The 12,371-nt window shown below is 57.4% G+C and carries 9 protein-coding genes; 4 read left to right on the forward strand and 5 right to left on the reverse strand.

Annotated features, from left to right (window positions below):
• Positions 1-56 precede the first annotated feature (56 nt).
• A complete protein-coding gene (gene purL / locus ACFOFO_RS01405) occupies positions 57-4,076 on the forward strand; it encodes a phosphoribosylformylglycinamidine synthase (RefSeq protein ID WP_390330624.1) in 4,020 nt (1,339 codons plus the stop codon).
• Between the two features lie 179 nt (positions 4,077-4,255).
• On the opposite strand, the gene ACFOFO_RS01410 is transcribed toward purL, so the two are convergent.
• The 5 genes from ACFOFO_RS01410 to ACFOFO_RS01430 all read right to left on the reverse strand — a co-directional run bounded on the left by ACFOFO_RS01410 (position 4,256) and on the right by ACFOFO_RS01430 (position 7,950).
• Entirely contained in the window at positions 4,256-5,032 is a 777-nt protein-coding gene (locus ACFOFO_RS01410) for a peptidylprolyl isomerase (protein ID WP_390330626.1), read from the reverse strand.
• A gap of 64 nt (positions 5,033-5,096) precedes the next feature.
• Positions 5,097-5,366 carry a BolA family protein gene (locus ACFOFO_RS01415; RefSeq protein ID WP_390325029.1) on the reverse strand — a complete coding sequence of 90 codons (270 nt, stop codon included), beginning with the start codon at positions 5,364-5,366 and terminating at the stop codon, positions 5,097-5,099.
• A complete protein-coding gene (locus tag ACFOFO_RS01420; RefSeq protein ID WP_390330628.1) occupies positions 5,363-5,992 on the reverse strand; it encodes a septation protein A in 630 nt (209 codons plus the stop codon). The genes ACFOFO_RS01415 and ACFOFO_RS01420 overlap by 4 nt, the downstream gene beginning before the upstream one ends.
• 37 nt (positions 5,993-6,029) lie before the next feature.
• Positions 6,030-6,428, reverse strand: coding sequence for a peptide-methionine (R)-S-oxide reductase MsrB (gene msrB, locus ACFOFO_RS01425; RefSeq protein WP_390325027.1), 399 nt, complete (start codon positions 6,426-6,428; stop codon positions 6,030-6,032).
• A 28-nt stretch (positions 6,429-6,456) separates the two neighbouring features.
• The gene (locus tag ACFOFO_RS01430; RefSeq protein ID WP_390330642.1) at positions 6,457-7,950 is read right to left on the reverse strand and encodes a protein adenylyltransferase SelO; all 1,494 of its coding nucleotides are present in this window, start codon (positions 7,948-7,950) and stop codon (positions 6,457-6,459) included.
• A gap of 361 nt (positions 7,951-8,311) precedes the next feature.
• On the opposite strand from ACFOFO_RS01430, the gene ACFOFO_RS01435 reads away from it, so the two are divergent.
• From ACFOFO_RS01435 to ACFOFO_RS01445, 3 genes are all read left to right on the forward strand, one after another.
• A complete protein-coding gene (locus ACFOFO_RS01435) occupies positions 8,312-9,961 on the forward strand; it encodes a 3-(methylthio)propionyl-CoA ligase (protein WP_390325025.1) in 1,650 nt (549 codons plus the stop codon).
• An 86-nt stretch (positions 9,962-10,047) separates the two neighbouring features.
• A complete protein-coding gene (locus tag ACFOFO_RS01440; RefSeq protein WP_390328111.1) occupies positions 10,048-11,286 on the forward strand; it encodes a branched-chain amino acid ABC transporter substrate-binding protein in 1,239 nt (412 codons plus the stop codon).
• A 137-nt stretch (positions 11,287-11,423) separates the two neighbouring features.
• Positions 11,424-12,371 (forward strand): branched-chain amino acid ABC transporter permease, encoded by a 948-nt coding sequence (locus ACFOFO_RS01445; RefSeq protein WP_390325023.1) that lies wholly within the window; start codon positions 11,424-11,426, stop codon positions 12,369-12,371.

A 12,371-nucleotide genomic window follows, 5' to 3' on the forward strand; every position in this document is an offset into this window, starting at 1 on the left:
CATGAGTCGTTTTTAATGCAGACAGGTATGCCTCTGCATCAACTTCCCCACTAGCCATGCTGATCCTGTCGGGCTCGAATGCCCTGTCTGCCTTCCGTACCCAACGCCTGTTAGCGCAACTGAAAGCTGCCGAGCCCGCCATTATTGGCGTGACCGGAAGTTTTCTGCATCTGATCGATGCGGCTGGCGAAATATCCAGGGACGATGCCAGTCGCCTCGATGCATTACTGACTTATGGTGATCCGTTTGACGGCAATGCGGAGGGCGATGAATTCGTCGTCATTCCGCGTTTCGGCACCATTTCACCCTGGGCCTCGAAAGCGACCGATATCGCGCACAACTGCGGGCTGACCCATATCAAGCGCATCGAGCGCGGCATTGTCTACCGTGTCCAGCTTAAATCCGGCTTGCTCGGCGGGGCCAAGAAACTATCCGAGGCTTCGGCACAGACGGTGGCCGCCTTGCTGCACGACCGGATGACCGAGATGGTGTTGCGTGATGCGAACGAGGCGGCCGGGTTGTTCCGTGAACTCGAGGCCAAAGCGCTCGAATCGATTGAGATCCTGACCGGCGGCCGAGCCGCGCTGGAGCGCGCCAACACCGACCTCGGACTGGCGCTGTCGGACGATGAGATCGATTACCTGGTCAATGCCTTCACACGAGCCGAACGCAACCCGACCGATGTCGAACTGATGATGTTCGCGCAGGCCAACAGCGAACACTGCCGCCACAAGATTTTCAATGCCGACTGGACGATCGACGGCCAGAAGCAGGATAAATCGCTGTTTGCGATGATCAAGAATACCCATCAACTGCAGCCCAAAGGCACCATCGTTGCGTACAGCGATAACTCGTCGATCATGCAGGGTGCAACGGTGTCGCGCTTCTACCCGCGCGGCGCGATGCAGGGCAACGTCTATGAGGCGTCCGACGAACTGACGCATACGCTGATGAAGGTGGAAACGCACAATCACCCGACCGCGATCGCGCCGTTTCCCGGCGCCTCGACCGGCGCCGGCGGCGAAATTCGCGACGAGGGTGCGACTGGACGTGGCGCCAAGCCGAAGGCCGGCCTGACCGGTTTTACTGTCTCCAACCTGATGCTCACGCACGCCGTGCAGCCATGGGAAAACGCGCGTGACGTGGCCCGATTGCCGGCAGGGCGTCAGGCTTTCGAGCAGGCCGAGATTTACGGCAAACCCGACCGCATCGCTTCGCCCCTGCAGATCATGATCGAGGGGCCGATTGGCGGCGCAGCGTTCAACAATGAATTCGGCCGGCCGAACCTTGGCGGTTACTTCCGCACTTACGAGCAGAATGTCGGCGGCACGGTATTTGGCTATCACAAGCCGATCATGATCGCCGGCGGCATCGGCAATATCTCCGACAAGCATACCCACAAGAACGCGTTGCCGGTCGGTAGCCTGTTGATCCAGTTGGGCGGTCCCGGCATGCGCATCGGCATGGGCGGCAGCGCCGCGTCGTCGATGGCGACCGGCACCAATACTGCCGACCTCGATTTCGATTCCGTACAGCGCGGCAACCCGGAAATGGAGCGGCGCGCACAGGAAGTGATCAATGCCTGCTGGGCGATGGGCGACGCCAATCCGATCCTGTCGATTCACGACGTCGGCGCCGGTGGCCTATCGAATGCGTTCCCGGAAATTACCAACGACGCCAAGCGCGGCGCGATGTTCGACTTGCGTCAGATCCCGCTGGAAGAGAGCGGAATGGCGCCAAAGGAAATCTGGAGCAATGAGTCGCAGGAGCGTTACGTGCTGGCAATCGCGCCGGACAGCCTGCCGTTGTTCCAATATCTGTGCGAACGCGAGCGTTGCCTGTTCGCCACCGTCGGCACTGCCACCGAGGAACGGCAACTGAAAGTGATCGACCGGCAACACGGCAACGAACCGGTCGACATGCCGATGGATGTCCTGCTCGGCAAACCACCCAAGATGCATCGCGACGTACAGCATGTCGAGAATGATTTCCCGGCGATAGATTTGACCGGCATGGATCTGCTCGACGTTTCGCAGCGCGTGTTGCGCCTGCCGACCGTGGCCGACAAATCCTTCCTGATCACGATCGGCGACCGCACCGTGGGCGGCATGTCGGTGCGCGACCAGATGGTCGGCCCATGGCAGGTGCCGGTGGCCGATTGTGCGGTCACCACTATGAGTTTTGAAGGCTACCTCGGCGAAGCGATGGCGATGGGCGAACGCACGCCGCTGGCCGTCATTAACGCGGCTGCCTCGGGCCGGATGGCGGTAGGCGAGGCGATCACCAATATCGCGGCAGCGCCGATTGCCGATATCTCGGATATCAAGCTGTCTGCCAACTGGATGGCTGCTTGCGGTCAACCGGGGCAGGACGCCGCGCTGTTCGACACCGTCAAGGCGGTCGGCATGGAACTTTGCCCGGCGCTGGGTATCAGCATTCCGGTCGGCAAGGATTCGCTGTCGATGCGCACCACCTGGAGCGACGACGGCAGCGCCAAGGCCGTCACGTCGCCGGTATCGCTGATCGTCTCGGCGTTTGCACCGGTGCATGACGTGCGCCTGTCGCTGACACCGCAAATTCGCACAGATGCCGGCGATACCGCGTTGATACTGATCGATCTTGGCCGCGGTAAGAACCGCATGGGTGCGTCCGCGATGGCGCAAGTGATGCAGCAGCTGGGCAATGAGGTGCCGGATGTCGATAGCGCCGATGATTTGAAAGCGTTTTTTGCAGCGATTCAGCAACTGAACAACGAAGGCAAGCTGCTCGCCTATCATGACCGCTCCGATGGTGGCCTGTTCACCACACTGACGGAAATGGCGTTTGCCGGCCATAGCGGTTTGTCGATCAATGTCGATATCCTGACTATGGAAAGCGAGCACGCGGCGGACTGGGGCGACTCCAAAAACTGGACTGCGCAGATTGCGGAGCGTCGCAACGACATGACGCTGCGCGCCCTGTTTAATGAAGAACTGGGTGCCGTGATCCAGGTCCGTGCGGAGCAGAAGTCCGACGTGATGGATGTGCTGCGCGCCCATAATCTGGGTGCCATCAGCCACATCATCGGCAAGCCGAATGATCGTGATGTGATTGAAATCACGCGCGACGCGAAGCAGATCTACCACCAGCCGCGCGCAGAACTGCAGCGCCTGTGGAGTGAAACCAGCTGGCGCATCGCGCGTCTGCGTGACAATCCAGCCTGTGCCGACGCCGAATACGACCGGGTACTGGATCTGGCCGATCCTGGCATTACGCCGGTGCTGAGCTTCGATCCGCAGCAGGATATCGCCGCACCGTTCATTGCGACCGGCATCAAGCCGCGGGTTGCGATCCTGCGCGAGCAGGGCGTCAATTCCCATGTCGAAACCGCCTATGTGATGCACAAATCGGGCTTCACGGCCGTCGATGTGCACATGAGCGACCTGATTGCCGGCCGTGCCAAATTGGATGACTTTACCGGCGTGATCGCAGTCGGAGGTTTCTCTTACGGTGACGTTCTGGGAGCAGGTGAAGGTTGGGCCAAGACGATTCTGTATAACGCCGAGCTGGCCGAGCAGTTCGCGCGCTTCTTCAATCGCGGCGACACTTTTGCATTGGGCATCTGTAACGGCTGCCAGATGATGAGCAATCTGAAGGCCATCATCCCCGGCGCGCAGGCGTGGCCGAAATTTACCCGCAACAAATCGGAACGGCTGGAGGCGCGCTTTGCGATGGTCGACATGCCGGAATCGCCATCAATCTTCTTCCAGGGCATGGCCGGTTCGCAAATGCCGATCGCGATCGCGCATGGTGAAGGTTTTGCCGACTTCTCGCAAACCGGCGATATCGGTCAGGCGATCGTCGCGATGCGCTTTGTCGATAACAAGGGCCAGGTGACTGAATCCTATCCGTACAATCCGAATGGATCGCCGCAGGGGATTGCATCGGTGACGACTGCCGATGGCCGTTTCACCGTATTGATGCCACATGCGGAACGCGTGTTCCGCACCGTGCAACAGTCCTGGCATCCAGAGTCGTGGGGTGAGGATTCGCCATGGATGCGGATGTTTCGCAATGCGCGCACGTGGGTGGGTTGATGGTCGAACCGGACCGGCAATCCGGCGCGTTGCGCCTGAATTGATCCGCCGGAGCGCACCGGCAATCTGACCAGGATGCGCAAGGACCGGTGAACGAAAAAAAGGCCGCTAAACAAGCGGCCTTTTTACTGAAATGGCGATCTGTATCGGATCGCCCATTTCGTCATGCAATTGCTGGATTACTGGATCTTCGCTTTCTTGCGCAGCTCTTCCTGGAAAGCCTGCAGTTTTTTCTGCTGCAGCGATTCTGAGATTTGCGGTTTTACTTCTTCCAGCGTCGGGATCTTTGCAGCGCGTACGTCTTCCAGTTTGATGACGTGGAAGCCGAATTGCGTTTTCACTGGTGTATCGGTCAATTGACCTTTTTTCAGTGCGACCAGCGCGTCGGAGAATGGCTTCACGAAAGTCGCTGGTGTCGCCCAGTCCAGATCGCCGCCATTGGCTGCGGAGCCGGTGTCTTTCGACTGCTTGGCCAGATCTTCAAACTTGGCGCCGCCTTTCAGTTTGGCGATGATTGCCTTGGCGTCGTCTTCTTTCTCGACCAGGATGTGGCGGGCATGGTATTCCTTGTCGCCGGCCTGTGCCCTGAATCGGTCGTATTCAGCCTTGATGTCGGCGTCGCTCACCGGGTTCTTTTTCACGAAATCGGCGACCAGTGCACGGATCACGATCGACTGGCGCGCGATTTCCATCTGGCTCTTCACGTCGGCGGTATTGCCCAGACCCAGTTTGTCAGCTTCCTGAATCAGGATTTCACGGTTAATCAACTCTTCCTTGACCATCGCGCGCAATTGCGGCGTGTCCTGTTGACCTTGCGAGGTCATTTGTTTGACCATCAAGTCAGCGCGGGAGGACGGTACGGACTTGCCATTCACAACAGCAAGGTTCTGCGCCATCGCTGGCAAAGCTGCGGCTGCAAGAAGTACCACCAGCAAGCGTGCAGGTTTTAAAGTCATTATTAATTCCTAAAAAGTGGGAGTTGAAATAATTGCAACAAACTTCAGCCGGTACCGTCTGATTTCAGACTTCAGACGGTGCCAGTGCGATGATGGCAAGCGCATGAATTTCCGTGTGCATCATATCGTGGACAGCATCATACACCAGCCTATGTCGAACGATACGGCTTTGCCCTTCAAAAGAAGCGGAAACCAGCCGCACCCGATAGTGCCCTCCGCCCGTTGCCGCGCCGGCATGGCCGACGTGCAAAGCTGATTCATCCTCCAATTGACATTCCAATGGTGAAAAAGTTGCAAGCAGGCGGGCGCGGATCCGCTCCATCCGGTCGGTCATGCTGAATCCTCGACGTATTTTGACAGGTAGACGCTTTGCCCCACAACGAAGGCAAAAAACAGCCCAACGCCACCGAATAGCTTGAAATTAACCCAGGCCGCCGTATTTGACTTGAATAACACGAATGCCACGAACAGGTTTATGAATCCCATCGAGAAAAAGAAAATCGTCCAGGCCAAACCCAGTCGCTGCCAGACCGGATCCGGCAAATGGATCTGCTCTTCCATTGCGGAGCGGATCAGGTTTTTCTTGAACAGAACCTGGCTGACACACAACGACACAGCGAAGACCCAGTACAGCACTGTCGGCTTCCATTTGATGAACGTGTCGTTATGAAAATAAATGGTCGCAGTGCCCAACAGCCCGATGATGCCTAGCGACACCCACAGCATGCCGTCGACTTTTCTCTTGCGCAGCAACAGATAGCCGATTTGTGCGAAGGAGGCGACAATCGCGACCGCGGTCGCCAGCAAGATTGGCGCTTGTGCCGCGGTCACGATACCACCTGACACCAGCCCCGACATGGTTTGTGCGGCGAGCGATTGCGCCGCGTCGACGTGTCCTTCGCCCCATTTGAACATGACAAAAAACAGTAGTACCGGAAACAGGTCAAACAGGAATTTCATTATCGGACGTCTTTATTGAATGCCTAAGTCGGCTATTTTAAATCGGTTCGAACCGCAGCGAAGCCGAATTGATGCAATATCGCAGTCCGGTCGGCGGCGGCCCGTCCGGAAACACATGCCCCAGATGGGCGTCGCAGACGTTACACGTAATTTCGGTACGCATCATGCCATGACTGCGGTCGACACGTTCGCTGACGTTGTCCGGATCAATGGCCTTGAAATAACTCGGCCAGCCGCAACCGGAATCGAATTTGGTGTCGGACTCGAACAATGGCGTGCCGCAACAGACACAGGTATAGATGCCGTGCTCGTGATGATCCCAATATTTGCCGGTGAAGGCACGTTCGGTGTCGGCGTGACGGGTCACCCGGTACTCCATCGGGTCGAGTTGCGCCTGCCACTCGGCATCCGTTTTGGTGATTTTGTCGTTGCTCATTTATTCTCCATTATGGTTTCGGCGGCGATCATGACGAACAGCTGACTTCCAACTGGCTGGCCCAGTCCGGTGGCAATGCCGCGTAGGCTTCATTGTCGGGTTGGTCGTCAAACGGATTTTCGAGAATTTTCAAGAGTTTTTCGACTTCGGAAAAATCCTTATGTTCCGCCTTGTCGATCGCAACTTGGGCCAGGTAGTTGCGCAATACGTATTTCGGATTGACCGCATGCATGGCAAGCCGGCGGGTGGCGTCGTCGCTGCCTTCATGCTTCAAGCGTTGCCGATATTGCACGGCCCATGCGTCAAACGCGGCGCGATCGATGAACAAATCGCGCAGCGGCTCATCGGCGGCCGGATTGTTGACCTGCAAATCGCCAAGTCGACGGAAAAACAGTGTGAAATCGACGTGGTTGGCCTGCATCAGCGCAAACATCGACTGGTAGAGCGGTTCATCTTCCGGCGCACTGGATTTCAGGCCGAGTTTGGCGCGCAGCAACTGATCCATCTTGTCGGCGTAGGCCGGCTGATACAGTGCCAGCGCCGCGTGCGTGGCGTCGGCCGTGCCTATCAGCGGCAACAATGCCTGACCCAGCGCGTAACAATTCCATTCGCCGATCTGCGGTTGCATGCTGTATGCATAGCGGCCCTGCGGGTCGCTGTGGTTGCAAATGTGACGGGCGTCGAACGCCTCCATGAAGCCGAACGGTCCATAGTCGATGGTCAGGCCGAGGATCGACATATTGTCGGTATTCATCACGCCATGCATGAATCCGACCGCCTGCCATTGCGCCATCAAATGCGCGGTGCGGGTCGTCACTTCGGCGAGCAGCGCCTGATAGGGGTTTTCCACGGTCAGCAGGTCGGGATAAAAACGCCGGATTACGTAGTCGGCAAGGTGCTTTAGCTCTGCTTGCTTGTCGTTGTAATACCAATGCTCGAATGAGCCGAAGCGTACAAAGCTCGGCGCCATGCGCGTGACCACGGCCGTGGTCTCGGGCGCCTCGCGCATCACGCGCAGGTCGGAACCCGTTACGCACAGCGCGCGCGAGGTCGGAATGCCGAGCCCCGCCATCGCTTCCGAGCATAGAAATTCCCGGATCGACGAGCGCAGCACGGCGCGGCCATCGGCGTGGCGCGAGTAGGGCGTTTGACCGGCGCCTTTCAGTTGTAGCTCGAGCGGGCCGTCGGCACCCGGCACGTCGCCCAGCAAAATCGCACGGCCGTCACCCAGTTGTCCAGCCCAGACGCCGAACTGATGGCCGGAATACACGCCGGCCAGCGGGATTGCGCCGGGCAAGGGGCGATTGCCGCTGAAACTCGCGATGAAATGTGCGTCGGCGAATTCGGCGGGATCGAGCCCGATCAGCCGCGCCGCGGCCGGACTGCCGGCAATCAGGTAAGGCGCTGGTAGCGGCGTGGGTTGCAGGCGTGTGTAGAAAGCCGGCGGCAATTCGGCGAATGAATTGCTGAAGCACAGGTCGTCAGTGCGTTGCCGCGCTGAAGATTGGCCGGCGGCTTGCACGGTGGGGGTATGAAGTTGGCTAGTGCGAGGCAATGTAAGGTCCTTAACAACGGGTCGAAACTATTCACATGATAAATGTTTAATTGATTGACAGTTTGTGCAGTAGGATATATTGATCTGTCGTATTAGTTGCGCGAAACTTACGCCAGGTGGCGCAACTATTTCACCGTGAGCGGGTAGGCATTCGACAGAGCATGGAGGTTTTCATATACTCCTGTAATGGTGATCATTCTGCGTATATGATTTATCGTCAATATCGATATACTCCATCAAATCTGTTGAAATTGGTTAGTTACGGCAAGTCAGGTCGTGCAGACTGTGCATCAATATTATCCATGGTAGTACACAATCAGGAGGCGCCATGTCGCAGTATCCGATGAGTCCGCTGATGGGAAAAATGATGAGCCAGCCGTTGCTCATCTCCAGCATTATTCAATTTGCCGATCGGCACTACGGCGATAACGAGATCGTATCGCGCCGGGTTGAAGGCGATATGCATCGTTATACCTATCGTGATTGCCATCGGCGCGCCCGGCAGCTGGCCAATGCGCTAGCCGGCCTGGGTGTGCAGATGGGCGAGCGCGTCGCGACACTGGCCTGGTGCGGCTATCGTCATCTCGAGGCTTACTATGCGGTGTCCGGCTCCGGCGCGGTACTGCACACCATGAATCCGCGCCTGTTTCCCGAGCAAATCGCCTATATCGCAAATCATGCCGAAGATCAGTACCTGCTATTCGATCTGACTTTCTTGCCCTTGGTCGAGGCAATTGCCCCACTGTGCAAGAGCATCAAGGGCTATGTGATGCTGTGTGAGCGCGATCGCATGCCGGCCCAATCCACGCTGCCGAATCTGCTGTGTTACGAGGAATTGATCGCGGCGGCGCCGGACGAGTATGACTGGCCGCTGTTCGACGAAAATTCGGCCGCGTCGCTGTGCTATACCTCGGGCACCACCGGCAATCCGAAAGGCGCGCTGTATTCGCATCGCTCGACGGTTCTGCATTCCTATGGCTCGGCGATGCCCAATGCGCTCAATGTCAGCGCGGCCGATACGGTGTTGACGGTGGTGCCGATGTTCCATGTCAATGCCTGGGGTCTGCCGTATTCGCTGCTCTTGTCCGGTGCCAAGATCGTGTTTCCGGGCGCGGCGCTCGATGGCAAGTCTTTGTATGAATTGTTCGAGGCGGAACAGGTGACGTTTTCAGCCGGCGTGCCGACCGTCTGGCTCGGGCTGGTGAATTATGTGCAACAAAACAAATTGCGCTTCTCCAGCTTCAAACGCACCGTCATCGGCGGCTCGGCCTGCTCGCCGGCGATGATGAACACGCTGATGGACGACTATGGCGTCCAGGTGGTGCATGCGTGGGGCATGACTGAAATGTCGCCGCTGGGCACCGCCTGCATCCTGCAAAGCAAGCATCTGAGTCTGCCGTTGGCGCAGCAGCGCAAGATCCTGCAAAAGCAGGGACACGCGATTTATGGTGTCGACATGAAGATCGTCGGCGACGACGGCCAGGAACTGCCGTGGGATGGCAAGGTATTTGGCGATCTGCTGGTCAAGGGCCCGTGGGTTGTCGCCGGCTATTACAAGGAAGATGACAACGTATTGCTGGACGGATGGTTCCCGACCGGCGACGTCGCAACCATCGATCCGGACGGCTATATGCAGATTACCGATCGCAGCAAGGACGTGATCAAGTCCGGCGGCGAATGGATCGGCACCATCGACCTCGAAAATATCGCGATGTCGCATCCGGCGGTACTGCAGGCGGCATGCGTCGGTATTGCACATCCCAAATGGGACGAGCGTCCGCTGCTGGTGGTGGTGAAACGCCCGGGTGCCGAGGTCAGCAAGGAAGAACTATTGGCTTTCTTTGAAGGAAAAATTGCCAAATGGTGGACCCCGGACGATGTCGTCTTCGTGGATGCGCTGCCGTTGGGTGGCACCGGAAAGATCCTGAAAAACAAGATCAGGGCGCAATTCAAGGATTACCAATTACCGACAGCCTGAGGCTGGCAATCTGATTTTTTGAACTGACGGAGATTGAAACAAGGATTTTTGACCGATACGTAAAAACAAGGGAGCTGAATATGACCATGCAATTGCATCCTCTGGCTTTGGCAATCATGACTGCTGCTATCTTTACCGCGCCCGGTGTATCGGCGGAAACCGTCAAAATTGCGTATATCGATCCGCTGTCAGGGGCGTTTGCACCGATTGGTCAAAACCAGTTGAAGAGCTTTCAGATGATCGCCGAGCTGGCGAATCAGGCGAAATGGGCCGGCGACAACAAGATTGAGGTAGTCGGTTTCGACAACAAGGCCAGCCCGCAAGAATCGCTCACCCAGCTAAAGGCGGCGATCGATCAGGGTTATCGGTATATCACGCAGGGCAATGGCTCCGGCGTCGGACTTGCGCTGCTCGACGCGATCAACAAGCACAACGAACGCAATCCCGGGCAGGAGATCGTCTACCTGAACCACTCCGCGGTCGATCCCGATATGACCAACGGCAAATGCAGTTTCTGGCATTTCCGGCTCGATGCCAATTCCGACATGAAAATGGAAGCCCTCACCAGTTTCATGGCCAAGGACAAGAATATCAAGAGCGTCTACATCATTGGCCAGAATTACAGCTTCGGGCATCAGGTGACGCGCGCCGCGAAAGAATACCTGGCGCGCAAGCGGCCAGACATCAAGATCGTCGGCGACGATTTGCATCCGATCGGCCAGGTCAAGGATTTCTCGCCGTATGTCGCCAAGATCAAGGCATCCGGCGCCGATACGGTGATCACCGGCAACTGGGGCGCCGATCTGGCGCTGCTGATCAGGGCCGCGAAAGATGCGGATCTGAAGGCAAACTTCTATACGTATTACGCCGGTACCTCCGGCGTGCCGAGCGCAATGGGCGCAGCCGGTGCGGAACGGGTCAAGATGATCGCGTACTGGCAGCCGAATAATGAAAGCTTCTCCGGCAAGGAAATCGCTGAAGCGTTCAAGAAAAAATACGGTGACGACTACTACACGATGTCAACCTATACCGCCATTGCACTGCTATCGAAAGCGATCAAGGACGCCAAGTCGACTGACCCGGTCAAGGTTGCGTTTGCCATGGAAGGCATGAAGCTCCGCAGCCTGAACGGCGAAGTGACCATGCAGAAGAGTGATCATCAACTGCAGCAGCCGCTGTATATCTCTACCTGGACCAAGACCAACGGCAAGGACGTCAAATACGACCAGGAAAATACCGGTTATGGCTGGAAAACCGAGCAAAAGGTGGATGCCTATACCGCGACCCAGCCATCATCCTGTCAAATGAAACGTCCGGCCCGATAGCCCGGTCCTGGTGCCGACCTGGGTGCCGACCTGGGTGCCGAGCAAGCCGCATCTGGATGCGTGGCCGCTCCGGTCGCCACGCTTTTTCTTGCCAAAACAAGTGCGGCCGTTAAAATCCTTGCGCGGAGGATTATCGATTGGAATTTGCACTGATTACCTTATTGAATGGCCTCAGTTACGGGCTGTTGCTGTTCATGCTGTCGTCCGGCTTGACGCTGATATTCAGCATGATGGGCGTGCTTAACTTTGCGCATGCCAGCTTTTACATGCTCGGTGCCTATTTCGCCTATGCCATTAGCATCACGCTGGGATTCTGGCCGGCACTGCTGCTGGCGCCGCCGGTGGTCGGTGTCATCGGAGCGCTGGTGGAACGCTATGGACTGCGCGTGGTACGCAAGTACGGCCATATCCCGGAACTGCTGTTCACTTTCGGCTTGTCGTATGTGGTGGTGGAGCTGGTACAGCTGGTCTGGGGCCGGGCTGCGGTACCGTATCCGATTCCAAAGGCACTGGATGGACCGTTGTTTACGTTCTACAGCACGGCCTTTCCGATGTATCGCGGCTTCATGATGTTGATTGCGCTGTTGATGCTGCTGTCAATTTATCTCTTGTTGAAGCGAACCCGGATCGGGCTCGTGATTCAGGCTGCGCTGACGCATCCGGAGGCGGTCGAGTCGCTGGGCCACAACGTGCCGCGTATCTTCACGCTGGTGTTCGGCGGTGGCTGCGCACTGGCGGGCTTGGCAGGCGTGATCGGCGGCAACGCGTTTGTGACCGAACCCAGTATGGCGGCAGCGCTGGGCAGTATTATTTTCGTGGTGGTCGTGGTCGGCGGCATGGGATCACTGGTCGGCGCATTCGTCGCGTCCCTGCTGATCGGCTTGCTGCAAACCTATGCCGTTGCGCTCGATTATTCGTTGGCCAGCCTGCTTTCAAGATTCGGCGCTGAAATCACCGCCAGTACACTGGGCTACCCGCTGCTGGTGCTGAGTATTGCCCAGATCGCGCCGATTTTGCCGTATCTGTTTCTGGTGCTGATCCTGATCTTTCGTCCGCGCGGCCTGATGGGCACCAGGGAAAGTTGA

This window comes from Pseudundibacterium arcticum (assembly GCF_042646465.1).
Lineage (GTDB): Bacteria > Pseudomonadota > Gammaproteobacteria > Burkholderiales > Burkholderiaceae_D > Undibacterium_A > Undibacterium_A arcticum.

Coding starts and splice junctions, on each gene's coding strand:
- ACFOFO_RS01415 (WP_390325029.1), bottom strand. CDS start 5,366: ATGACCGACCGGATGGAGCGGATCCGCGCCCGCCTGCTTGCAACTTTT.
- ACFOFO_RS01435 (WP_390325025.1), top strand. CDS start 8,312: ATGTCGCAGTATCCGATGAGTCCGCTGATGGGAAAAATGATGAGCCAG.
- purL (WP_390330624.1), top strand. CDS start 57: ATGCTGATCCTGTCGGGCTCGAATGCCCTGTCTGCCTTCCGTACCCAA.
- msrB (WP_390325027.1), bottom strand. CDS start 6,428: ATGAGCAACGACAAAATCACCAAAACGGATGCCGAGTGGCAGGCGCAA.
- ACFOFO_RS01410 (WP_390330626.1), bottom strand. CDS start 5,032: ATGACTTTAAAACCTGCACGCTTGCTGGTGGTACTTCTTGCAGCCGCA.
- ACFOFO_RS01420 (WP_390330628.1), bottom strand. CDS start 5,992: ATGAAATTCCTGTTTGACCTGTTTCCGGTACTACTGTTTTTTGTCATG.
- ACFOFO_RS01440 (WP_390328111.1), top strand. CDS start 10,048: ATGCAATTGCATCCTCTGGCTTTGGCAATCATGACTGCTGCTATCTTT.